The sequence below is a fragment of the Lentibacillus cibarius genome (assembly GCF_005887555.1).
In the GTDB taxonomy this organism is placed as follows: Bacteria; Bacillota; Bacilli; order Bacillales; family Amphibacillaceae; genus Lentibacillus; species Lentibacillus cibarius.
Genome location: NZ_VCIA01000001.1, coordinates 1,382,924 through 1,407,218, shown reverse-complemented (window position 1 = coordinate 1,407,218; position 24,295 = coordinate 1,382,924). Strand labels below are relative to the sequence as shown.

Below are 24,295 nucleotides of genomic sequence, written 5' to 3'. Positions count from 1 at the left end.
GGAAATTCTGACGGAGGATTCCCTTTGATATATAGGATGACAAACATGAATAAATACTACGTTATTCGACGCAAAGAAAAGAGTGATGTACTAGAAACGATTGTTGAAGCTTCTACTGTTAGTGAAGCGCAAAAATTTGTGAGTGAAAACATAAATGAAGACTTGATAGAAGGCGAGATGTTTTTGATTTTTAATGATATTGGTCCATTAGGTTTTGATCAAGGAAACCGCGTAATAATTCCAAGGGAAGCTTCCTTAGCGAGTATTACACGACTTCATTGAGTGTTTCAGTATAAGAATGATTAAAATAGGACAGAGAATGCACGCGCACTCTCTGTCCCTTTTTTAATACAAAATAATCATTGATAAAGAACCGGTGGTAAATAAAGGCTCCAGCAGTTAATTCCATTGAAAACATCTAGATTAATTAAGATATAACTTTTTTTAGAAGTGATCATTCGCTCCCATATTTCTGCTGAATGCTTTCTAATCAAATAGTTAAGGTATGGATCATCGGAAATATCCCAATAGAACAGTTTCGAATCATCAAATAATACCTTCTGCTGATTAAATTGATTTAAATTATTAAGGGCGTATGCCATTACATCATCCCTATAATCATTATATAAATCGAGAGCGATGTTCGCAAAATCATCTAATGAAAGATGTTTAATCTGGTCATAATAGTGTGGTTCAATTGTAGTTTTATTCATCCGTTTTAAGCTCCTTTTGAATGTCTTTAAAATGTTTAATACTGTGAGATTTATTCATACAATAGTCCGTGGATAAAATAAATACCGAAGAAGTGCATGTTCTCTTTATTTACTTGCTTGATAAAGCACGGCACTGATTTGTTGTATCGCTTATAAAACTGCATAATTTCATAAGAAAATTGTTCATAATCTAAATTAATCATCTCGAATATATTCATGACGACAATTAGCTTTTCATCTGAATCAATTAGTCGTCTCACCTTCTTCCCTTCCACATAAGCATCTTTAGAAAATTGGTCCATAAAAATTTCCCCCAATAATTTAAACATTTGAGATATTATACCTTTAGGTCCTCGATATTCGAATAGATTGAAGGAAAAGAATAGATGTATAGGTCGCTATGTCTTAGGGACATTGATTTAATTCGTAGAGGTTTAAGTGGCTTTGTTTCACATACTAAAAACCATTTGTCGTAAAAAATGAAGCACGGATGTCGTGTGTTCTTTTTGGTTAAAGACAATGAGAATACCTTGTGTATCAACGTTCTGGGTGGTTTTGTCGTAAGTCGCAACTAGATATGGGTACTAGTGTATATATTTTATTAGAATGGTTTTAAGAAAAAAGGAGCATAGTATAAAAACATTGCGACTTACGACAAATAAGTATTTATTATAATAGATTGTAATAGAAATGTTGTTATATCAAGGTTTGTTGCTGTCGTAAGTAATGTCGTATAACTGTCGTATTAAAAATAGATTGCGACAATGGATCCCGGTTTTGGCATGATGAGTTTTATATGTTGTCAATAAGTTTGGGACGTACCTAAGCATAATAAAAAGACAACCCCATTCTAGGATTGTCTAATATTTCTATTTACAGTAATCAAAATTCTGCATTTCTGTAGGAAGTGAAGGGTCTGTCAAATCAATCATCCAGCATGTTGGAGCAGATTTTAACTTTGGAGAAACCCGGAATGACTTACTGCCGATGAAAAAGGAATAAGTTTTTAAATCGTTTTTCAATTGACCACTACTCGTATAAAATGGGTCGGATACTTGGTTTTTCTTGTGCGCTTTCCAAATACTTGATGGTGCTAAGAATAGGATCTTTTTATATAACTTTCCTTCGAATTCATGGTTAATCCGTATTGTGAAGGCAGTATCGATTATTTCCTTTTCACCTACCATTGTCCCAATGTCTTCTAAGAATTGCATAGAAGGATGAGATTGTCTTAGATCTTGACCGTTTGATTTAATTTTTGATTCAACATAATCTACTAGTTCCTTTATTGTGCGTTCGGAGTTGAATTTACCTTCTCCTACTAACTTTTCAAGAACTTTTAAAAAGGTTTTTGCTCCTGCCAGAATAATGGCGTAACTAATCTCCATACGGTCATCCTTAATATCACGCTCTCCCAGATCCACCAAAAACTCTTGGTATGATGCCATGAAATCAGGTTTCCAATCTTCCGAAGTTCTCATAAAATACTGCCCAATGGCATTTAAAATATGTTGATTACTTTTAACTATGTGATACAACGATTTGTTCTTGCTCATTTTGCTAGAATCGATATAAATGAAACGGGATAAAATAGCAGAATCTGTAGGTGGGACTTCACCAAGTAACCCAAGAGTACCATGAACCTCATAGTGTTCTGTTGCATATTTGTCTATCGATCCTTTTTTAAAAGTTGCTCGATCAAAAGTTTTGTTAATATATGGTCGCATTTCTTTAATATATCCATTTGGCCCTTTTTTCTCTTTCACTTCATCATAAATAATTGGAAGGCAAGAAAAGTTATGAAGATCTTTTCTCCAAACATCTTTTGAAGGTTCAGTGTTTAATTCGGTATCAATCCCAGCCATTTCACTCAGAAAGCGTACATAACCAGTTTTTCCACTTTGATAAATTCCATATGGCGCAAGAAGCGGGAATTGACCTGCTAATTTTTTGGAAGATATATCATCCGCTACAAAAGAAGCGATGATCCAACCAATACCTAGATGTCCATCTTTTTTATAAAGCTTAATGAAAGACTCTACAACATTATTGATTTCGTTTGTGTCTTCTGGTAGATCAATATGTTCTCGAATTATTTTAACTTCATTTTTTACTTCTCTATCGAAAGTGAAAGACTTCCCGTTTATCGTTACTTTATCATCATTTACTGGATATACATTTCCATTATGATAAGCTCGGTCAGGAAATAACCACATTTTCTCTCTTTTATGCCATCCCGCATACGTTTTTTCCTCGATTTCATCAAGCTTGTAGGCACTTAATAAGTCGTTCAAGTCATTTAAATTATGCTGTTTTCCATTCCAATTATAATTACCGTAACTTTTGACAAAGGTTTTAAAACTTCTTTGGTTTGATAACTTTTCACCATCGAAAATTACCTCAACGGAAGTTTCCTGATTAATTAATCGAGCATACATTTTTTGGCTTCCATCCTCGGCTTTTATAGCGTATAATGGAAGTATAAGAAAGTTGGATAATCGTTCTTCTTTAAATTCCTTTCCAGCTTTATAATAAATATAGTAATACATCTTTTTGAAATTGATTTTCGTGGAAATATCATCAAATGGTAAGACATAATTTTTAAGGTCTGAAACGATCTTATTATCTTTTTCAGAAGCATCAGTGTCGGAGCTGGTGCTTTGTTTATTTTCATCTTCTTGTATAGCCTTCATAACATCTTCGTATAATGTGAAATCCCGTAGTTCCGTTTTTTTACGGTTTTTTCTTCTTTCTTCTATCGACACAATATTAGCGTTAGTATCTTCATCTAAAAAGGGATTGGGAATATCGTCTTGTTGGTTAGCCGTTTTATTGTTTATGCCTTCTTCTCTCCATTCCTTCTTCTCTTCTTCAGTTAATTCAAATGGCAAATCATTTAAATAGTTTTCGAGATTGCTCATTGCTATATCCTTCCTTCTATAGTTAGTATCCTTTGTTAGTTGTGACTGCTTTAGATACTGGTAAATGTTATGTTCTGAAAACCCCCTCTCCCGCAGCTTTCCCCCAGTGCTTGTTTAACGGATCAACGTCAACCTATCGCAAGGTTATTACTAATTTGCAAGATAATGTGCCTAAGTGAAAACAATTATAGCCTTGATTTCTCTCATTTCTAGTGCTTGGTTAACAAAAGTCTATAAAAGTTAACAGAATGCCTGTAATTGTACATTATAAATTGTTTTGAGGATTGCACAAATGAGAGTTTGAAAATAGTAGGGGATTTTTAATATAAAAGTGGTAATTTTAAATGCTAATTGTAGTTACCTTAAAGAGTAACGAATAAGGGTTACGGAGAATGTTCAGGATAGTGTCATATAATCGAGAATAACTAATACGAGTGGTTTGTTCATGGTATCTAATAGTGGGTACCTTAACCCGGTACCAATTAATAATTTAGTGGTCCAACCACTTTTTAATGTATAAATTCTTAATTTTGGAATGGGTTACAACATCAATTTTTGCCCAATGTCGAGGTTAGATACCTATAATGGTTACGATCAAGGGGAAGAAAAGGAAGGAATTGATAGAATAATAAGCGATTCAACAGCGAGGACCATTGATATGAAAAAGGTTTATTGTGGTATCCAGTAAAGGAGACGATTAATAGAAACTCGAAGTATTATGTAAGTCATTCGCTACAGAATGACTGTTTAAAAGTAGAAGAAGTACATACTGATCATCCTTTAACTTCATTACCATGAAAAAATAAAAGGGAACGCTCGGCAGACCCCGATAAAGGAACTGTCGCAACTGAAATTTTAGCTTCTTCCATTATCTTCTTATTAGTTTGCAGGTTTAATATGTTTAAAAAGTTTTTCACCCGCTTTTTTTGTAGTACAAAGGATGAGCGGTTTGAAAAGGACTTATCTGGAAAGACAAATAGTAAAAGATGTCGTTCATGGGATCTGTTTTTAGCCAATATACAGTATTTCCAAAACTTCTCTTCCAAAGTCGCTAAAGGCTCTGTTCCCATATCCGCTTCGATATTAATAATACTTGGTAGGTCATCTTCTTCTAAATCTAACTTTATTACCCAGTCTGGCTTAATGATGGTGTAAGTTCGATAGTTGCTTTTCGATTTTTGGCTAGTTCCGTTCTTAAAGCTAGAAATAGCCGCATGTTGTGCGCCACTATTGCGTCCAAAAACCATGCTCTTTTTCCGAATTAAATCGTGATACGGGTAATCGGAATTTGAGAATGAAAAAATATCTTGATTGTACATATAACTTTCACGTTGATTTGCTAAAAGGATATTAATAATAGCTTGTTGGGTAACCAAATAATGCAAAAGATTCTCTTTTCGAATATATTTATAGATATTTTGTTGATTGAAGTCTGCATCCAGTAGCTTATTTTCAATTAGTAAGTCCACTGCTCTTATACCAATCGATACATATTTAAAGCGTTCGCCATTGAATCCATCTGCATACTGCTTTGATCGAATAAGTTTGAACTGTTCAAATTTACGCATGCGATTTTTAAAACTATAACTATCAAGAATTACCCCAAACAGCTCTGTTGCAACTGTGTGCAGTTGCTGTAGAGTTAAAACACGGTGCTTCTCTAGATATGCCAAATATTGAATTTCGGATTCTTTTACTTCAAGTCTGCTTCTACCAGTTCCCTTTAACGTTGTTATCCTCTCCATTTTGTATCACCTCTTGAAAAAATATAAATCATGGTTTATCCCTTTTAAACAGATCGCTTTTTTGCCTATATTGTTTGGGTTATTTTGATCTCCGTTATGACGTGAAGGGTGCTGAGTTATCAACTTTTCCAAGTAATAACCCTTAAACATACCCAATTAGGGTGGTGAAAGTTTATTACTTGTCATGACTCAGAAATCATTATATAGTCAAAAACTTTGTATTCTTAGAGTGAATGGAAAATATAGAGAAATGCGAGAATTCACTTTGAGTTGATTTCCTTCATTCATAACCAGAGGGGGACAGTGTCAAACTCTCATTTGTGGTGATGAATAATCGATAATATAATACAATCAAACGTTAAAATAAAGTTAACAATTTTGGAGTAAAGGGAGATCATTATGAAGATTGTGCTTAAAGATGCGACTCAATTTAGAATGACATTAATAGAAAAAGGATATTCTCAACGGAATTTTTCAAAAGAACTTGGAACAAGCGGGGCTTATCTTAATCAGATTATCAATTGCAGAAAACATCCATCGCCAAAAGTTGCAAAGAAAATTGCAGAGAAACTACGATTGGAGTTTTACGATTTGTTTATTATTCAGTAGACGTATATCAGAAATGCAAACGTTGTGAATAAAAAAAGACACAAAAAAGCGTACCATTGTTTCTTATCATTGGCACGCTCTATGTACATCTTATATTTTACCGGTCTTTATTATATTTATTTATCCATCCGCTAACACGCCCGCGCTCCATTTTAATTTTATTAGCAATTTCATCAATAGAAAGACCCTCTTTATAAAGTTTTAAAGCTTCATCCTTCTTCTTCAGTTTAAGACGAGCAGTCTTAGCCCGTGATTGGCACATATTCGAACAATGAATTTTATGTTTAGGTTTAGGAGTAAATAAGTTATTGCAATTTGGATTATGGCATCTCTTGAATGGTTTTCCTGAAATAAAGTCTTGATGAATCATAAAATAAATTGCTGGAAGCAGGCCGGAGAATACCCAAGTTTGTTGACTACTTCCGTCATCATTAAAACTTATTTTAGGAGAGACTCCTTTTAATGCCGTTTCAATATTTGCTTCTAAATAGACAATACACATCTCAATGATAAGATCTTCCAAACCTAGTTGTTGGATATTTTTATAAACACTTTCAGTTGATTCTATAATCTCTTCCAATTGTTGTTTGGTATAATCCCTTTTGTTTACAGAAAAACCATCTATATTGGCTAATACGGCTTGAACGTTTGCCTTCATCTTAGAATGTTGTAAAAGCTCTTGGAATGGATTAAGAACTGGATGTTTATAATGATTTTCTAAAAACAACATAAAGCGGGTATTTCTAGATAGAATGGTGATGTCTTGCGCCTGTATTGCCATGTATAATTCGATGACCATCCTTAACCTTTCAATTTCCTCCTGAAATTCTTTTAAATATATTGGCCGATTGTTTATTTCTGACATTAATAAAGATTCATTTTCACTATACACGTGTGAAAAAATCCCTGTTCTGTATCTTAATTGTTTTATCCCGTACTCACTGATAAGACTTTCCTGTAATTCTTTATCCATAAAAATCGGATTGTATAGCAGACCAAAATGTTGGACAAACCGATAAATTTGGTCAGGATTATTATAATTTAGATTTAAAAACAACGTATGTAAATCAAAATCAGCATCTACGTAATCCTTATTTTTGCCTAAAATATATTCTAATAGTGAATCTTTTATTTGAGCAAACGGATTATAATATTCTACTTCCTCAGATGATGCATATATAGCATTTCCGCTTAGTTCGTAATCCGTATGTTTTGTTAGCAAAGAATTTTCTTTCGCATTTAAGTAATTCGTCATTAAATCACTCCTTTTTATTTTTGGTTACTACTTTTAAGTATTATATTCGCTTGAAATAGTTACCATTAAAAAATATACTAGTACTACCAGCAAAACAGGAGGTGGAAATACATGGTACGCAATCAAGCCATACGCGACGAATTAAAAAATCAAACCGTGCGTACTTGGGAACTAGCTGAACACTTGGGTGTTCATGAAACAACATTGTATCGTTATTTGAGAAAGAACCTTTCTAGAGAGCAAAAGCAAAGGTATCTACAGGCAATTAACGAAATAGCAAAATCTAAGGCGAGGTAAAACTAAAATTGAATTTCTTCTATAAATGATATAGCAAATGGAAGAAAACCGAAAGGGGAAAACTAGTAACCTAAGAAAGACAGAAAACTGAATATTGATAGAAGGGTGATAATAATGGAACTATCTGAATTAGCGAAACATAATCCGCACTGGGCTGCAGTGATTTATCTATTCAACAATCATAGTAAATTGGAAAGATATTTAACTGATGAATATATCGATTATGATAATCAGGTTATCGAAGTAAAGCAGCTATTAAAGCTTTCAAAGCCTTGGTCCCGTAGTGAACAGTTTTTTGTGAATCTTGCTATACATTTATATAACGGCGAGGTCTCTGTTGATTTAAATGATATTGATTATTTAGATTCAAACAACAAACAATTAGTAAAAAACGTATTGAGACTACGTTTTAAAGGACTATAAGGGAGGATTTATATATGTTATTTACGGAAGGCCAACAATTATTTAAGAAAAACATGACATATCGCGATATGAGTGAAGAAACCATAAAGGGCTATATGAAGGATTTGCGATGCTTTAATCAGTTTGTAACAAATATTTATAACTGTTCTATATACTTAGAGGACCTTACCAGTGACGATGTTGAGGATTATATGTATTACTTGCTTGATGAAAAGGAATTGGCACCACGTAGTCGTAACCGCTATTTATTTAGTTTACGATCATTCTTAAATTATGCAGTTAAAAAGAAGTGGGTTAGCCATAATGTGGCTGCAGAAATTGATTCAGTGAAGGTTTTACAGGAAAAAAAGGTGGCTTTAACACAGGAAGAAATTCAACAACTTCTTGAAACAATGAAACATCCAGTTATTAACTTTGCTATTGCCTTATTGGCCTATACAGGTATGCGGGTCAAGGAAGCCCACACTCTAAAATTAGAAGATATTGATTATGAGAGTAATAGATTACTAGCTAACGGAAAAGGGAAAAAACAACGCTTTATCCCAATTGCTGACTCATTAAAACCATCATTGGAAGACTATCTGACTAATATCCGTGGGGACATTGATTCCGAATTTGTGCTGGCAACAAGGAAAACGGGAAAGCTATCCGCTGGATATATTAACAATGAGCTGCACAGAGCAACAAATGAGCTTGGATGGGAAAAGAATGTAACCTGTCATGCATTGCGTAGAAGTTTTGCAACAAATCTTTTACGTAAAAATGTAAATGTTTATGCTATATCAAAATTGCTTGGTCATGCATCTCTAAAAACAACAACGGAATATCTTCAATTAGATGATAATGAATTACAAACAGCAGTAAATAAGCTTTAGAAAATGTTAAATCAGGTGTGTGCATGTATTTGTAGTGCCTGATCGAAAAGACAAATTAATAATAACAACAATAGGAGGAATTATATAAATGAGTACACCAGCAGAACTTATGCCAATTTATGATGATCGGGTAAATGAAATTCTTCGGAGTTTAAGCGATGGAATTCCCAGAGAGGATTTAGCAGTAAAGTATAAGCATCGAGATTATCGATCACTGGATATGTATATGCGTCGTAAGAATTTTACTTGGGATAAGGAAGAGCAAAATTACAAACCCATTCATACTAAAATCGGTCAAAAAAAAGCAATGGATGAAAACATGCACTCCGGAAAAGTTGCAAAAGTTATTGAGTCATTTAAAGAAGGAGTAGATCCAAAAACAGTTGCGCAAAATAATGGATTTAAAGATCATAAGCGATTAGCTGAATATATGACAAATAAGGGCTATGAATGGAGCGGTAAAGAGGAAAACTATGTTCGTAAGGTTGGGATTTTGAAAGACGATAAAAGCAATGATGATGTAAAAGAGAAGGGGTCCCAAAAACACCAAAAAACAGTGAAGAAAGACGATGAGTTGCAATATTTGGTTAAGACATTATATGAAAAGCTAAATATGGAGGATAATCCAATTGTGGATAAGATGCCGCGTTATTTAATCAGCGGAATTCGTAAAAATAAAACGACTCCAATTAGCCATTTATTACACGAATTGATTGAGAACTTTGGTTACGAAAAAAATGTTCCTCATCGTGAAATTATCGAAACGGCATTAATAGACTTTTTTCGAAATTATGGCTACAAATACGAGGTTGAGGAACTATTTAAAAATTCTTGATGGAGGGTTAATTCCTTCTGTTTCATCATAATTTAAGAACGTCGAAAGGGCGTAAATCTTTCGACGTTTTTTGCTGAATATAGAAATTATACAATTGATCTATCCGGGTTTCTTCCTATTATATAGGATATTACAGATCTAATGACAGAACAGCCCGATCTTTTTCATCTTGCGTTATACCGATGTAGCGCAAAGTGATTGCTGGAGAACTATGATTCAGCATGTCCTGAATAATGACAATATCAGTACCAGCTTTGTAACTATGATAAGCCCACGTTTTTCGTAATGAGTGAGTACCAATATCCTTTACTCCAACAGCATCCGCTGCTCCTTTAATTATCTTCCAAGCCATAGCTCGTTGAATTGGTTTGTTTTCTCCTTTTCTACTATAAAAAACAAAATCAGATAAATTTCCTTTGTAGTAATCCTTCATATACTCGACTACCGCCTTTTTCACCCCATTTGATATGGCGATTTTGTTATGCTTTCCTGTTTTCGTTTCTTTTAGCTTAATATGGTCCAACGGTTTTAAGTTTTCGTCAATGATGTCCACAAATTTCAATTCTAATAAATCACTTACTCGCAAAGCGGAATTGATGCCAAGTGTAAATAATAGAAGATCCCTTTTATTACCTTGTAGATATTTTTTCATATCCTTTATCTTTTTTCTTTCCCGAATAGGTTCGGGGGCGTCAATAATTTTGTGTAAATGACCCTATTCCTGTAGAAGGTTAGCCATTGTTTTTCAAAGTTTCAAGATTAGGTGGCTGCTCTAAGCCACAGCGGCAGCTGCTTGTCCTTGACCCTGCGCCTCTTCTTCGTGATTCGCTGTGTTGGGTTCAGGGACCCGGCCAGCGAGAACGTAGAAGAGATCGGTCGTGGTACGCTCGGTGTGCGGATGGAGCCCCTTGAGGGCTTTATTTTGCCCAGCCGCCATGTACACACCACCACGACCGCAAGCAGGGTCAAGGATGGCGGTGTTAAGCCTGATTTTCCAGCGCTTCAAACATCTGCAGTAGTTCGGGCTTCGCCTTTCCAAATCCTTTGTGGCACCGCATACCGAATTTATGGTTGTAATCCAAAAATTGGGTTACCAGAAAACGTTCCAGGGCATCCTCGTTGGGAAATTGTTCTTTGCGTTTGACGTAGCGTTTGATTTCCTTGTTAAATCCTTCGATGAGATTTGTGGTATAAATACTGGAACGGATGGATACCGGGAAATCATAGAACGTTAATAAGCGATCCTGTCTCATCACTGCGTCGACAGCGCGAGGATACGTTTTGTGCCATTTATTTTGAAATTGGTCCAGGGCACTAAGAGCTTGCTGGCGGTCCTCAGCTTCGTAAATAGCCTTGAAATCATCCAGAATAGCCGCACGATCTTTCACACGAACTTTGTTAGCGATATTGCGGGAAACATGGACACAGCACACCTGATGTTTGGCTTTTGGGTAGACACGATGCAAGGCATCTGTCATGCCGTTCAAGCCGTCCGAAATAAAGAGAAGGACATGTTCAACACCGCGTTCAGATAAGTGCTGTACCAACTCCTCCCACACATTGGCGGATTCCGTTGGGGCAATGGTAAAGTCCAGTACTTCTTTGCCGCCATCTTCTGCAATGCCAATGGCAATATAGACCGATTCTTTTTCAACGCTTTGACGACGAATCGGGATCTGGGTGGCATCCAGATAAATGCACACATAACGTCGCTCCAGGGTTCGCTCATGGAATGCCTGAACATCTTCTGACACAAGCTGTGTCAGATTTGAAACGGTCTGTTTGGAATAATGTTGACCATACATTTTTTCGATCAAATCAGCAATTTCATCCGTCGTTATGCCCTTTTCGTACAAATGGATTACAAATTGTTCCAGCGTGTCGTTAGAACGTTTATAAGGCGCCAGCGTTTGTTGCTGAAAGGAACCGTTGCGGTCTCTGGGAATATGCAGCTCAAGGCTGCCGTATTCCGTTTTGAACGTTCGGTCATAGAACCCGTTACGGGAATTACCGGAGTTAACGCCGGCCTGCTCATAAGGCTCATAGTCCAGGAAAGCCGTTAATTCGTGTTTTAAAAGCTGATTGATGGCTGTTTCCAAGTGATGGCGAAAAATTTCTTCAATATCCTGCTTTTGGGCTAGTCCTTCTAGCAAATCTGTAGTAAGATGACTCATAGGGAAGACCTCCTGTGGGTTTTGTGTGCTAACTCTATTCTACAGGAAAAGGTCTTCCTTTTTCTATGACCATCGTTTAGGTATATTCATTTACACAAACTATTTTACGCTCTCATAGGTTCTACAAAATCCATCAAACGCCCCCTTTATATTAATGATACTTATTATATAAGTATTATATATTGTGTATCATTAAATTTCCATCATTTTCGTTTTAGCGTTGAAAATACTAAAGAAACATTGTTATATCAAGGGTTACAGGGAAATACCCAATGATACATAATATGATTATGTATCATTGGTGAGGGTATAATTAGGTGTACCCTGTACCTTAGAAACATTTTGCTCGTTTGCATTTTTGCTTTATTATTAACTTGTTAATATAAAAAAATTTTATTGGGGGGATTTTATGTCATCTAAACATAAAAGAAGGGGTTGGCTTATCAAAACTGAAAAAATCCTTATGGATAATGATCCGGATGATACTTTAAATTTTGCTGAATGGACGTGGAAAAAGGCTCACTTACGTTATAAAGAAAGAGATAAGTATAAAGACGAATCTGTGTATTTTCGAGGCGTTTATTGGACTCATCTAGGTTATAATGTTGGAAGAGAACAGGACAAGCATCGTCCCGTTGTTGTTGTTAGGACTGAAAAAAATTCACCAGTTTGTGCTGTAGTTCCTTTAACGACACAACGTCTAAATGATGATTTATGGTATCATATTGATCTTGACGGTTTTGATAATACTGCTCTCGTAGAGCATTTTCGTGTAATCTCCAAAGATCGAATCGATAATCAAATGAGAAAAAGAGGGAAATATGCAAAGGTGGAAACCGAAGATATGAAAAAAATAAAGCGCGAAATCAAACGTATGTATGCATCAGGTATTTAATTAAAGAGAAGAGTTCTTGACATTTTTTCTAAATATATTATAATAAAGCTACATTATTAGTCCGCATATAGATGCGTAGTAGTATTATCGGTCCGAAAAAGCAACCTTTTGATAGGTTGCTTTTTCGTTGTAATAAAAATCATAAGTTATGCATACACTATAAATACATAATAGGTCCGCGGGGGAACCCGCGTTAGAATTATGTGTAAGGCTCTCCATACGGGGAGCCTTTATTTTGCTGAGATTTTTTATTTTTAGATGTAATCCTTTTAATCAACTGGACATCTTTTCTAACTCTGTTTTACGCCACTTTTCTATATGATTCATTACCCAGTCTATGTTGCTACATTGGATTCTATATCTATCCGCTTCTCTTAACGCATCTTGAGTAAATCCAGAACTTGTTATAAATCTTGCTAAAACACAATTATGATTTCTTTTTGCTGAGTTAAGTTCCCTAATTTCCTTGACGGTTATTTGGTTTCCTGATGATAGATAATGTTTGATTTGTACCGCTTCATTAGCTTTGTGATATCTATTATAAATAATCAGGTCAACTCCGCCGTCAGCTCCATTGGATGTTTCTTTTGGCTTATGTCCTCTAGCTTTAAAGTAAAGATAGCAAATTCTCTCAAATTCCCGCCATGAAAGATCATGTAGCGGAGAACTTATGATTTCATGATCCTCTCTCATTCTATTAAAGTTTGCTCGACCCTTGGGTTTTTTCGAATTATGCTTGATCCGAGACCTTGCCTTTTTGTTAGACTTTTTATTTTTAGGTAACATTCTATATGTCATCGCCTCAATAAATGGGGTTGCAAGGATTATACCAAATAATATGTACATATTATTGCTGTCAAAGACAATCCAATAAAGATACAAGCTAATTATCATAAAGAGTCCTGAAATAGTACTCGATATTAATTTTCTATCTTTCTTTTTCAATTTGAATTCACTTCCTTATTTTACTTTACCGATGTAAATCTATGTAATATTCTTATAAGTAATACCACTGTCTAGTTTAAAGGATTATCTGTTATACGGAAAGTATAGTATTGTTACCCAAAAAGGTAATTCACTATTTAGGAAAACCTTCTGTGTAAAAGGACCATCTTATTATGTCCCGAAATTAATAACTAATCACCTTTTGTTTTATGGACAGTTTTTATCAGATAGGGTCCACATGAATAAAATGGTACCTTATCTTTTTCCTCTTTATCTTGCTGCCTCTACAAAGCGTTAAATTGACCCCGACGACTTGCTAAAGGATATTTCTTATAGGACCGGCAATTTCAGACTCGGATTTAGGGTTTATGTCCGTACTGTCTCCGTAATGTATTTTTACTAATCTTCTACATTTGTCAATAAGTGCCGACCTTTTGGTAATAAAAACAAGGAATTTTGTGTATAATAAAGAATATGTATAAAAGGTTTACAATTATATTTAAATGCCAACCTTTACGTAAATGAGGTGAGGAAATGAATGAAGAGGTAAAACGGAAAATAACGGATATTTTTGAGCGTCAAAAAGGTTTTGCTCGGACTAAAGATTTAGTCAAAGAAGGAGTTAGTCAACATTATATTCGTAAACTCGTGGAGACTGGAGAATTAATTAAAATAAAGCGTGGTCTTTATCGTCATGTTCAATTTGAAAATAATCAATACGATGAAATAATTGAAGTGACTCAAGTTATTCCTAATGGTGTGCTATGCCTCTTATCAGCATTGTCATTTTACGAGTTGACAACTTATAATCCTTGGGAGTACCAAATTGCCGTTTGTAGAAAATCGAAGAAGCCAAGTTTGCCTGATTATCCACCTATTAAAGTTTTTTACTTCTCCGATAGGCAGTATGAGTATGGCATTGAAGAAGTGAATATTGATGGACATATGATGAAGATCTATAATCGAGAGAAAACGATTTGTGATGTCATACGGTATAGGGAAAAAATCGGGAAAGATCTTATGAAAGAGGGACTGCGTAATTATTTGCAGCTTCCAGATAAAAATATTACAAAATTGGTTTCTTGTGCAGAAGAAATGCGTATTAAGACGGTTTTATTAAAATATTTAGAGGTGCTTTTATAATGGGGGAAATAAAGAACATACCTGCTTCTGTAGCAGAAAGATTAAAGAATGTTGCGAAACAAAGTGGAAAGGCTTTCGATTTAATATTATTGTTGTATTTTCAGGAACGTCTTTTACATCGCCTATCCGTCTCTGATTATCGGGATAAATTCTTGCTTAAAGGCGGTCTCTTCTTATTTTCGTTAACACAATTTAAAGCAAGACCAACAAAAGATATAGACTTTTTGGCAAAGCAAATATCCAATGATATTCAATATATTAAGGCAGCGTTTGAAGCGATGTGTGCAATATCCATTGAAGAAGATGGGGTTAAATATGATGTAAATGGTATTACTGTGGAGCGGATTAAAGAAGATGCTGATTACGAAGGAGTACGTGTGAAGATTCCAGCATCGCTTGGAAGAATGAAAAAGTTATTGCAATTGGACATCGGTTTTGGTGATGTAGTTGTTCCAAAGCCACAGGACATTCAATACCCTGCATTATTAAATATGGATCAACCACTTATCCGAGTATATTCAACTGAATCAGTTATATCTGAAAAATTCGAAGCAATGATTTCATTATCGGTAGCCAATAGTAGGATGAAAGACTTTTATGACATTTATACGCTATTAACCACTGAAAACTTTGAAGGACGAGTTTTACTAGAAGCCGTATATGAAACATTTCAAAGACGAGGTACTCATATAGAAAGAGAACATCCTTTATTCTCAACTTCATTTGCGGAAGATGAGGCAAGGATTAAACAATGGAAAGCTTTTATACGTCGGATTGGATCTGTAGAAGGTATGGAGTTCTCCATAGTAATGGAGGGAATTCAAAAGTTCCTGTTTCCAATTTACCAAGCTGTTTTAGATGAGAAAGAATTTTTCCAAGCGTGGAATTGCCAACTTCGAAAATGGGAATAAATTTGTTGATTGGAATCATAGATAAGTAAATCACCTAAAGCTTGGAGGGGATATTTGGAATGGGTGATAAAGACATATACCAGTATCATACTAGTCCTTTGCGAAGGTTAGAAAACAATCATTATGCTTTAAAAAATGCATATCACCGGTTAGAGAAAGCTATTGACCTAAATCATGACCAAGAAATATATGCAGCTACTGGTGAAGTGCTTCTTTGGGTAATGACAACGAATGAGTGGCATCAGAAACACAATAAAGGATATAAACCAAGAAGAAATAAACATGAGAATGGGCAGATCCTTTCTGGATTATTACATGCTTATAATTCAATGAAACATAATATGGATTTTATAAAAATACATAAGAAAGAGGGTGGATTTTCATTTCCGATATCATTTCCTCTTGAAATACCACCACTAACAGTCCATTGGATGAAGGCCGGGGAAATATTAGAGGGAAAGTGGCCGGATCAGAAAAAGAATTATGAAAAATACATTGAGAATAAAGAAATAATGGGTACTTTTAAATTAGCGATAGATTATTTAAATGATGAGTATAAATATGTTAGTAAATAAATGTAAGAACGTATTTAAATGTTCATTCTATAAATCAGTAATTGCCGAGGACAAGTCTGCCAACAAAGGTAGGCTTTTTTATTTTGTATATTGATATGTTAACGTGCTTGTTTGTAGCTTGCTTAAAATTGACAAGTGTTTCACATTCCTAATGTAAGTAGATAATTAATCAACATGCCTAAAATTCAAGGTGTATAAGCCTTTGATACTTGTGCAATAATATGATGTAAAATAATGGAATGTTTTAATGGTGTAAGTGCGATTAACGAGACAATTTTACCTAGTGCTAGTGTAGATACTGACGCTTATCAATTAGGACTAGGACTAGAATATAAAGATACAGAAGGAAATGTAATTCAAGCAGATAAACTACCAGAAGATTTAAAAGTTTCATTCGCTGATAGTAAAGATGTCTTTGCAGAAGATGGAACAATTGCAAATAAGGAAAATATACCTAGTGCAAACAATTCAATTACTGTAGTTGCAACTGTTTCCTCAGAGTCTCAAGATGTTAATTTAACTGAAGAATTTACAGTAAACGTTGTAAATGCTGGTGATTGGGCAACTGTCTCTGGGTCTCAGTTAAAGATTGATAATGATATTGATGGGGATACAGATGCAAGCTATGACAATACAGTGAATACTGCTGTTGTAGGCGATGATATGATTTTATTCCCAACAGTAGCAACCCAAAATGACGGAACAGTCCTAAGTGAAGAAAATGATAATGCAGTTCAAGACTGGAATGGTCAAGTTGAGTCTGTAGAAACATCTGATGTTACTGTTGTGACTGTATCTAAGGATGCTAGCGGCGACACTGTTACTTTAAGACCTATTTCAGCAGGTGAAGCAACTGTAACAGTAGAGTTAGCATCAGGGCTGTGAGCGTCAAGTGAAATTGAACACTTTTTGCTAATTAATTTTGAACACTTTTATCCTGTTCATTTTCTTCGCCAAAAATGGATTTTCTGTATTTCATTCGGTAACTTTCCCCATCCATTTGGATTACCTCCGCGCGATGTAAAATACGATCGAGGATGGCCGTGGTAGTGGCCGGATCCCCAAGAAGGTCTCCCCAATCTTTCGGCCCCTTATTTGAGGTGAAAATGATGGTAGATTGATCATATAATTCATTAATCAGTTGGAAAAACAGATTCGCCTCCTGTTGATTCATGGCCATATACATTAAGTCATCAATGATAACGAGATCCGACTTAAGGATACGCTTTTTTCTTGTTTGCGATTTGCGAATGACATCTGCTGTTTTAAGAATATGAACCAATTCGCCCATTGGCAGGAACGAAACCTGGTAACCCCGATAAATGGCCTCAATCCCCAGCGCAACACCCAGAAAGGTTTTCCCTACGCCGGGTGGCCCCAACAGAATTAAATTATATAGTTGGTCCAGCCACGTTAGTTCTTTTAGTTGATTCAGCTGTTTTTGACTCAACGCTGTTTGTTCATGAACATCGAATTCCTCCAACGTTTTGTGAAAAGGAAATGCCGCCCATTTCATGTTGCGCTCAATCCGTTTCTCCTCTCGGCGTTTTTGTTCGTAATTCAATAAACGGGCAAGAAACTCCTGGTAGGAGGCGTCTTGTTTCTCCGCCTCCGTAATCATTTCAGGGAGTTGTTGTGCCGTTTCTGAAAGCCGTAATGTGCGCAATTGCTGTTCAAGATGGCCTGTTGATGTCATGTAGAAGAACCTCCTTCCAGAATGCTGATATAATCGGTCAAAGCCCTAGTCGTTGGCTGACAATTCTCATAAGATTTATGAACGGGTGAAGAAACGTCATTCTCCATTGCCTGATCTGTGCTCTCTGATTCCTCCTGATGCAGGTGGTTTAAGACGTCTCGAAAATCATTTCCGGAATATAATCTATTATCCACACACATTATTAATGCCTGTTCCATTCGCTGGCTATCGCTGTTTTTCGTGCATTTCGCTATGACTTGGAGCTGGTCTCTAGCGTGACGTGGGTAACATTTACGAATTTCCCCCAAATAAGTCGTCGCCCGATTCGGATTTTCAAAACGTGAAGCCAAGCTTTGGATATAGGCTTCAATATCCTTTGAACGATCCCTGCGATGATTAGACGCTTGAATGAGTTCTCCTTTTCGGTTATCGATTTTGTGTTCAGCGATGATCTCGCCGTTTCCGTCAATCACGGTCAGTATCTCACCTTTATTTAAAAGATGAACCTGATTGGACTCCCCATGTTGATAGGTACCAAGTGGCACGGAATAACGATTGCCATCGTATAGGATAGTGTTGTCCTTCCTCACCGTTACTGTTATACTAAAATCATCTTTTTTAAGTATATTTGCTTTAGGAATGACTGGGCGCAAGTGTTTCTTTTCTATTTGAAACACCGTGTCCGGTTTCTTTTTTGTTGTATTGTGTATTTTGCCGTTACCGGTTCGATCCAGCCATTCCTGACACGTCTCGTTCCATTTATCAATGTTGTCAAAAACACGATGTTTGGCAAAACCATTTTTGACGAATCCCACAACATTTTCAACTCGTCCTTTTGACTCCGGATCAGCTTTCTTGCACATATAAACCCGGAATCCCCGTTCCTCTCGATACTTCTGAAAGTCTGCTGTAAAAATGAGGTCGCCGGCATTTTCATCGACAAGAATGACACGATCCTGGTCATAAACGATTTCTTCAGGCATTCCATCAAGTTGTTCAAAGAATGTCTCATGCGCCTGGATAACGTCTTTCGTCGTAAACGGCCGATCCCACCACATCACTGTTTTATACCGTGAATTCGACAGGACAAGGCAGATAAAGTAAAGCTTTTTTTCCTCTCCTTTCGTCGTCTGTTGTTTTGTCTCACCAAAATCAACCTGTGCCTGTTGCCCCATGGGGGGATCGGGAATGGCCTCGTAGTCTCGCACATGTAATACTTTAGGAATATGATACCGCCCTCGTAATTGGCTGACATAATTGCGAACGGTACTGGCCGCAACATCCATATTTCCGTGTTTCTCTAAGAGCCAATCTTGTATCTGCGCGGCCGAAAGGTCGGGGTGCTTTTTCAACCAGGAAAAGATCTCATTTTCATAAGGATCAAGCTTTTTAGAGCGTTCCTTTGTGCCGGCAACCCAAATAGACATTTCCTCAGGCTCCCGATTCAGATAATCATAAACAGTTGTTCGTGAGATGCCAAGCTTTCTGGCGATCTGAGCAACTTTAAACCCCTGCTGGTAAAGCTGCCGTATGTCCGTGTACACTCTGAACTTGTCCACCTTTCCATACACTCCATTTCTTTGATGATATCTATTAACCTATCATATCGAAATGGCGTGCGTCTTTTTAAAATAGAGCATGTAGACTACCGCGCTCACGCTTGCTTCCTTCTCATTCGCATTAGCTTGCTCCGCAAGCAAATGCTCATTACGAAGCTACGCCCTCCAACATTTAAAAAATATTCAATTTTCAAGGTGCAAATGAATCGTTGACAGAATCAAAATGAAAACATGTAAAAGGAGATTCAGTTACCGTTGCATTGGGCAGGCCCCGGCCGGGGCCTGCCCAATGCAACGCCCCCCCAAAAGTGTTCATTTTTATTTAGCAATATCTGTCTACTTTAGTTTAGCAGTCACAAGGGCATGAATATACTAAGACAATTACAGTTGAAGAAGCTGCTCGTGAAGTAACTAAAGCAACAGCAGAGGATGTATCATTTTCATCTGAAGAAGGTTCAGTAACAGTTAAAGGTACAGTAGTTGACCAATATGGTGATCCTGTTGAAGATGCAACAATTTATGCACATCCTTTAAAAACCTTTAAAAACAGGTGATGATGCAATTGTTCAATCAGATAACTCTAAAACAGGAGCAGATGGTGAAGTTGAACTAACTCTGAATGCTGCTGCTGATGCAACAACTGGTTCAGATAATGTTAAATTATCAACTAGCGCAAATGCAGATGATGAAGGTATTGGAAAATTAACAGTAGATTATGCTGAAGCTGGAGATGTTACTTCTTATGCATTAAGAATTGCTTCTGATTCACAAGAATCTGATGATTCCGAGTTAGATATTTATGCTGGAAATGACAGTGATGATTCAGTACGTCTTGAATTAGTCGGTAAAGATTCAGCAGATCTTATTGCAGATGTATTTGATGGCGGTCAATTATCTACAGATGGAACTACTCGCTTTTCTGTTGAAAGCTCCGATGAAAATGTAGCTACTGTAGATATTGATTCTAATGATGTATTAGTTAAGGCTGGCACAGAAGCAGGTACTGCTACAATAACAGTTAAAGAAGGTAATATCACACGTGCTACATTTGATATAACTGTTGTAAACAGTACTCCAAAAATTGGTGAATTAGCTGTTCAAGACGGTGCTGAAATTTACGTCAAATCCGACGAAGAAAATAACAATGATGATGTGACATTAGTGGGGGATGAAACTTCTGCTGGAAATGAAACATTCTATTCAGAACAATTTGTTACTAACTTAATTGAAGTGAATAATGGAGAGACTTCTTATGAAATTCACGCAAACGGAAGCAATACATTTGATGTAAAAGATAATGGTCAAGTGATTGGCACAATTGAAGCATTTAGTTCTGATTCAACTAATCTACCATTAAATTCTGGAGTACTTGAACCTACAGATAATGTAACAGAGGATTCTTCTGCTTCAGTTATCTTCAAGTTAAAACAAGGCAATACTGTTGTAGAAACAGTATCCGTACCTGTTGTTTTTGATGAAACTGCTCCAACGGCACCAACGGTTACTGGTCAATCACCTGCATTTAATGATGATGTACTAAATTCTGATGAAGCCGGAAATGATCAAGTAGTTCGTGTTAGCTTTACAGATGCAGAAATTGGTGATTTACTAGAGCTTTCAGCTGCTGATAATGATGGAGATACTATTGAAACTGTTTTAACTGAAGATGATATCTCTAATGGATATGTTGATGTAACTATTCCAGCTGATACTTACGATAACAATGATGACGATAATACTGTAAATATAGATGCTACATTATACGATCAAGCTAATAATAGTGTTTCTGCTTCAAATACTTATGATGTAGGTATTGATTTAACTGGAGCGGCAAAATCTAGAATAGAAACAAATGCAGATACAACTGGTAATGATGATACTGCATATGAAGCGGGAGAAACTATTACTATTAAGTTTGATTCAAAAGTAGAGGCTTCAAATATTAGCATTGATGATTTAGGACTTAACAATGGTGATTGGGACACATCAACTGTAGCAGCTGATGATGAAGATACTAATGGGTATGCAACTTCATTTACTGTTACACTAGCTGATGATGGAGATGGTAGTAATGGAACATTGAATATTCCAGCATCTGGAGATACAATTACCATTGACGCTTCAAAAGTTGTAGACGAGGCTGGTAACGAAGCTTCTGGAAGTATTACATTTGACATTGCAGATATTTCTGGTAGTTAATAATCTGAACGAAACGTTACTTCATTAGTTTTGGTGCCGTCACCACCCGAAATATGTCGAACGATTGTTCTTGATAAAGATGAAAGTCCTGTGGAGAGAGATCTCTGCAGGGCTTTCTTTTTACCCTAATAGGTGAGGTGCCTAGTATAGTAAATAGATGGATAAACAAACAAAAACCACCGTTTTCATTGTAAAATGGGAGTACCTACTACAGAACTTCCGATTTACTAAACCTTAAAGGAGTGAAAACGATGGTATATCCGTCATTTAATCATATTCAAGGGAAAATGGGAAGTCGTTGGTCAAATTTTGTTAGAAATACTGGATCTGAAAATTTATTGCTTGTCGCAATAGATGCGGCGAAATATACACATAAAGCGATGATTTGTACATTTTATGGGGATATATTAGTCAGACCGTATGAATTTGATGCGTCAAGTACTGGGATTGCTAAAGTGAAACAGTTTGTCCAAGCAGAGAAACAGCGTCATCATATGAAAGAGGTTGTCGTAGGGGTTGAAACAACGGGGCATTATTACGAGGATCTTGTGTGGGCTGTCACTTCCCGGAATATATCGAACGATTGTTCTTGACAAGCAAGAAGTCCTGCGGAGAGAAATCTCTGCGAGGCTTTTTTTGTTGGTTGACATAAATAGGGACTATGGGTAAGCACGGATTCTCCGATGACAAGATGGGAGTTGTTCCAGGAACCACCGGGGATTCATTCATCGTGAGAGCATGGTTAATATGGGAATCTTTGTTATAATTATATGGATGGATTTTAAAAATACACGGGTGCTAGCCACTTTGACATATATTAATCGAAAAAATGATTGAAGCAAAAGCAGTTCGGAAAATGTTATATAAAAGATTGGGGCAAAGGGGAGTAAACAAATGGGATGGAGAATCGTATCAGCGGTTATGAGTGCTCTTATACTTGGCTTAAGTGGATGCGGCATGATGGAGGATGGTCAGGACAAGGTTGATAGCTCATCTGCCAATCAGGAAAAGCAATCAGACTTGGAGAGCGAGGAAATGGATAATTATTCCAATAATAAAAATAAGGCTGATGAAAAGAAACCTAACAAACCGTCTGTTGAAAAAATGACTCATACCTTCCGAAATTTACTCATCCAGGAAACAGACAAGGAAGATCGAGTCAAAAAATATGATTCCAAGTCAGAATTGGTACAGGCGCTTACAGAAGTTACAACAAAGGATTTAGCTCAAGTCTATGTAGAAGAATACTACGATGAGAAAGATGGAAAATTGTATTTAGAGCCGAAAGATGCTCCAGCATGGATTAATACAAAGCAGCCGTACCAAACAAAGAGGGTGGATTCGCACACGTATCGGGTCATTCAAGAAGTAAAAAGTGAACTTTATGGCCATTATAGGTTAACCGTAACGTTCAAATTTCAGGAAAATCATTGGGTAATCCAAAGTCGCAACATGAAAAGGCTAGATTTGGATAGGCAAGAGGACAGTCAACACAGGTGAGGTACCTGTCATTTCCCGTATAGTACAGGCGGAAATGGAAGGCACGTCACCCGTCCCCAAACGCCCCCGTGCACATCCCGGTCGCTCTACCTGTTTTTCCAGTATATAATACGATACGTCCATTGGCAGCTGCTGTTCTGGTAATCGGGCTGAGTAACTTTTTCCACTGGCTGGAACACTCCTTGTGCTGGGAGGGAAGTACTGGAAGGCTGCAGCGGGGGCACCAGTCAGGTTGTGGGAAGTGTTGATTCCGGATTCAACGATCGACGCGATGTTATCCATAGGAAAGGCAAGTTCCTGGGATAGCCGATGCATGGTTAGAAAGGATGGCATGTGCTTGCCGCGCTCAATCCGCCCGATATATTTGGCATGAAGTCCAGCCCTGTAAGCCAGTTCTTCCTGTGAGAGCCCTTTCGCCAATCGATACCTTTGTAAATGCTTCCCCAAGAACACACTCCACTCGCGCAAAAATTATGCAACTGACGCTCCAACCGAAAATAGGCCTGCAAAAATACAGAAAACAATCCAGGAAACAGATCATGTAGCGGACCAGCAAGTGAACCACAACATGAACCGGAATGCGACCCACTTGATGAACCACCAGCCGGACCACCACACGGACCCATTAGTTAAACAATACAAAACAAAACCAAACGAGATGAAACCAAACAATACAACTGCAGCTGCAGCCGATGCGTTCGTGTTTTACCAGAACAATTTCGGACCCATCAGCCCATTTATGTCGACAACCTGATGAATTGGGTGGCTGACGTTGGGGAGGACCTTGTCGTGGACGCGATGCAGCGAGCACTGGAGCGTGGCAAGAGCAATTGGAGCTATGTGAAGGGGATTCTGCAAGCGTGGGTAAAGAAGGGTATCACGACCGTGGAAGATGCTAAGGCGGAAGAAGCAGCATTTCGCTGGAGTCGGCAGCAAGGGGGACGTATGTCTACCGCCGGGGCAGGGGAAGTTGTGCCGGATTGATTCCGCGAGCAAAAGCGTCAGGATAAGCTGAAGCGGGAGAA

The 24,295-nt window shown here is 36.9% G+C and carries 27 protein-coding genes; 16 read left to right on the top strand and 11 right to left on the bottom strand.

The genetic code is table 11. From position 1 onward, the window contains the following. Positions 1-45 precede the first annotated feature (45 nt). Positions 46-282: a hypothetical protein gene (locus FFL34_RS06720; protein WP_138602637.1), complete on the top strand. Its 237-nt coding sequence runs from the start codon at positions 46-48 to the stop codon at positions 280-282. A 77-nt stretch (positions 283-359) separates the two neighbouring features. Here FFL34_RS06720 and FFL34_RS06715 read toward each other — a convergent pair whose 3' ends face one another. The 4 genes from FFL34_RS06715 to FFL34_RS06700 form a co-directional block, all read right to left on the bottom strand. Beyond that, positions 360-713, bottom strand: a complete 354-nt coding sequence (locus tag FFL34_RS06715) for a hypothetical protein (protein ID WP_138602635.1) — start codon at positions 711-713, stop codon at positions 360-362. A 50-nt stretch (positions 714-763) separates the two neighbouring features. Continuing rightward, positions 764-1,015 carry a hypothetical protein gene (locus tag FFL34_RS06710; protein WP_138602633.1) on the bottom strand — a complete coding sequence of 84 codons (252 nt, stop codon included), beginning with the start codon at positions 1,013-1,015 and terminating at the stop codon, positions 764-766. A gap of 567 nt (positions 1,016-1,582) precedes the next feature. Beyond that, a complete protein-coding gene (locus FFL34_RS06705; protein ID WP_138602631.1) occupies positions 1,583-3,634 on the bottom strand; it encodes a hypothetical protein in 2,052 nt (683 codons plus the stop codon). A 773-nt stretch (positions 3,635-4,407) separates the two neighbouring features. Beyond that, a complete protein-coding gene (locus tag FFL34_RS06700) occupies positions 4,408-5,379 on the bottom strand; it encodes a replication-relaxation family protein (protein WP_138602629.1) in 972 nt (323 codons plus the stop codon). A 399-nt stretch (positions 5,380-5,778) separates the two neighbouring features. On the opposite strand from FFL34_RS06700, the gene FFL34_RS06695 reads away from it, so the two are divergent. Next, on the top strand, positions 5,779-5,988 hold the full coding sequence (locus FFL34_RS06695) for a helix-turn-helix domain-containing protein (RefSeq protein ID WP_234031447.1): 210 nt from the start codon (positions 5,779-5,781) through the stop codon (positions 5,986-5,988). Between the two features lie 97 nt (positions 5,989-6,085). Here FFL34_RS06695 and FFL34_RS06690 read toward each other — a convergent pair whose 3' ends face one another. Next, entirely contained in the window at positions 6,086-7,243 is a 1,158-nt protein-coding gene (locus FFL34_RS06690) for a helix-turn-helix domain-containing protein (RefSeq protein WP_138602627.1), read from the bottom strand. Between the two features lie 111 nt (positions 7,244-7,354). Here FFL34_RS06690 and FFL34_RS06685 point away from each other — a divergent pair, with 111 nt between their 5' ends. The 4 genes from FFL34_RS06685 (at position 7,355) to FFL34_RS06670 (ending at position 9,673) form a co-directional block, all read left to right on the top strand. Next, positions 7,355-7,540 carry a hypothetical protein gene (locus FFL34_RS06685; protein WP_138602626.1) on the top strand — a complete coding sequence of 62 codons (186 nt, stop codon included), beginning with the start codon at positions 7,355-7,357 and terminating at the stop codon, positions 7,538-7,540. A gap of 114 nt (positions 7,541-7,654) precedes the next feature. Continuing rightward, a complete protein-coding gene (locus FFL34_RS06680) occupies positions 7,655-7,963 on the top strand; it encodes a hypothetical protein (RefSeq protein ID WP_138602624.1) in 309 nt (102 codons plus the stop codon). Between the two features lie 14 nt (positions 7,964-7,977). Further along, positions 7,978-8,838 carry a tyrosine-type recombinase/integrase gene (locus tag FFL34_RS06675; RefSeq protein ID WP_138602622.1) on the top strand — a complete coding sequence of 287 codons (861 nt, stop codon included), beginning with the start codon at positions 7,978-7,980 and terminating at the stop codon, positions 8,836-8,838. 88 nt (positions 8,839-8,926) lie between these two features. After that, positions 8,927-9,673 (top strand): hypothetical protein, encoded by a 747-nt coding sequence (locus tag FFL34_RS06670; protein WP_138602620.1) that lies wholly within the window; start codon positions 8,927-8,929, stop codon positions 9,671-9,673. Positions 9,674-9,803: 130 nt separating this feature from the next. On the opposite strand, the gene FFL34_RS06665 is transcribed toward FFL34_RS06670, so the two are convergent. Further along, complete coding sequence (locus FFL34_RS06665) at positions 9,804-10,325, bottom strand: tyrosine-type recombinase/integrase (protein WP_234031446.1); 522 nt, start codon at positions 10,323-10,325, stop codon at positions 9,804-9,806. A gap of 328 nt (positions 10,326-10,653) precedes the next feature. Further along, on the bottom strand, positions 10,654-11,847 hold the full coding sequence (locus FFL34_RS06660) for an IS256 family transposase (protein ID WP_138602395.1): 1,194 nt from the start codon (positions 11,845-11,847) through the stop codon (positions 10,654-10,656). Positions 11,848-12,256: 409 nt separating this feature from the next. On the opposite strand from FFL34_RS06660, the gene FFL34_RS06655 reads away from it, so the two are divergent. Beyond that, entirely contained in the window at positions 12,257-12,742 is a 486-nt protein-coding gene (locus tag FFL34_RS06655) for a type II toxin-antitoxin system PemK/MazF family toxin (RefSeq protein WP_138602617.1), read from the top strand. A 273-nt stretch (positions 12,743-13,015) separates the two neighbouring features. Here FFL34_RS06655 and FFL34_RS06650 read toward each other — a convergent pair whose 3' ends face one another. Then, positions 13,016-13,687, bottom strand: coding sequence for a restriction endonuclease (locus FFL34_RS06650; RefSeq protein WP_138602615.1), 672 nt, complete (start codon positions 13,685-13,687; stop codon positions 13,016-13,018). 534 nt (positions 13,688-14,221) lie between these two features. On the opposite strand from FFL34_RS06650, the gene FFL34_RS06645 reads away from it, so the two are divergent. From FFL34_RS06645 to FFL34_RS06630, 4 genes are all read left to right on the top strand, one after another. Next, positions 14,222-14,830, top strand: coding sequence for a type IV toxin-antitoxin system AbiEi family antitoxin domain-containing protein (locus tag FFL34_RS06645; protein WP_138602613.1), 609 nt, complete (start codon positions 14,222-14,224; stop codon positions 14,828-14,830). Further along, the gene (locus FFL34_RS06640) at positions 14,830-15,741 is read left to right on the top strand and encodes a nucleotidyl transferase AbiEii/AbiGii toxin family protein (RefSeq protein ID WP_138602611.1); all 912 of its coding nucleotides are present in this window, start codon (positions 14,830-14,832) and stop codon (positions 15,739-15,741) included. Before FFL34_RS06645 ends, FFL34_RS06640 begins: the two co-directional genes overlap by 1 nt. 59 nt (positions 15,742-15,800) lie before the next feature. Continuing rightward, positions 15,801-16,316: a hypothetical protein gene (locus tag FFL34_RS06635; protein ID WP_138602609.1), complete on the top strand. Its 516-nt coding sequence runs from the start codon at positions 15,801-15,803 to the stop codon at positions 16,314-16,316. Positions 16,317-16,550: 234 nt separating this feature from the next. Beyond that, positions 16,551-17,201, top strand: coding sequence for a hypothetical protein (locus tag FFL34_RS06630; RefSeq protein ID WP_138602607.1), 651 nt, complete (start codon positions 16,551-16,553; stop codon positions 17,199-17,201). Between the two features lie 31 nt (positions 17,202-17,232). Here FFL34_RS06630 and istB read toward each other — a convergent pair whose 3' ends face one another. Then, a complete protein-coding gene (gene istB, locus FFL34_RS06625; RefSeq protein ID WP_138600698.1) occupies positions 17,233-18,012 on the bottom strand; it encodes an IS21-like element helper ATPase IstB in 780 nt (259 codons plus the stop codon). After that, positions 18,009-19,571, bottom strand: coding sequence for an IS21 family transposase (gene istA / locus FFL34_RS06620; protein ID WP_138602606.1), 1,563 nt, complete (start codon positions 19,569-19,571; stop codon positions 18,009-18,011). Before istA ends, istB begins: the two co-directional genes overlap by 4 nt. A gap of 1,161 nt (positions 19,572-20,732) precedes the next feature. Here istA and FFL34_RS06615 point away from each other — a divergent pair. From FFL34_RS06615 to FFL34_RS06605, 3 genes are all read left to right on the top strand, one after another. Beyond that, positions 20,733-21,770 carry a hypothetical protein gene (locus tag FFL34_RS06615; protein WP_138602604.1) on the top strand — a complete coding sequence of 346 codons (1,038 nt, stop codon included), beginning with the start codon at positions 20,733-20,735 and terminating at the stop codon, positions 21,768-21,770. A gap of 251 nt (positions 21,771-22,021) precedes the next feature. Continuing rightward, positions 22,022-22,363 (top strand): transposase, encoded by a 342-nt coding sequence (locus FFL34_RS06610; protein ID WP_138602602.1) that lies wholly within the window; start codon positions 22,022-22,024, stop codon positions 22,361-22,363. Positions 22,364-22,664: 301 nt separating this feature from the next. Then, positions 22,665-23,270: a hypothetical protein gene (locus FFL34_RS06605; RefSeq protein ID WP_138602600.1), complete on the top strand. Its 606-nt coding sequence runs from the start codon at positions 22,665-22,667 to the stop codon at positions 23,268-23,270. Here the strand turns inward: FFL34_RS06605 and FFL34_RS06600 are convergent. After that, positions 23,232-23,717 (bottom strand): helix-turn-helix transcriptional regulator, encoded by a 486-nt coding sequence (locus FFL34_RS06600; protein WP_199799049.1) that lies wholly within the window; start codon positions 23,715-23,717, stop codon positions 23,232-23,234. The genes FFL34_RS06605 and FFL34_RS06600 overlap by 39 nt on opposite strands. Before the next feature lie 109 nt (positions 23,718-23,826). Here FFL34_RS06600 and FFL34_RS06595 point away from each other — a divergent pair, with 109 nt between their 5' ends. After that, the gene (locus FFL34_RS06595) at positions 23,827-24,024 is read left to right on the top strand and encodes a hypothetical protein (protein ID WP_138602596.1); all 198 of its coding nucleotides are present in this window, start codon (positions 23,827-23,829) and stop codon (positions 24,022-24,024) included. Continuing rightward, on the top strand, positions 24,024-24,254 hold the full coding sequence (locus FFL34_RS06590; RefSeq protein ID WP_138602594.1) for a DnaD domain-containing protein: 231 nt from the start codon (positions 24,024-24,026) through the stop codon (positions 24,252-24,254). The genes FFL34_RS06595 and FFL34_RS06590 overlap by 1 nt, the downstream gene beginning before the upstream one ends. The last annotated feature ends 41 nt before the right edge of the window (positions 24,255-24,295 follow it).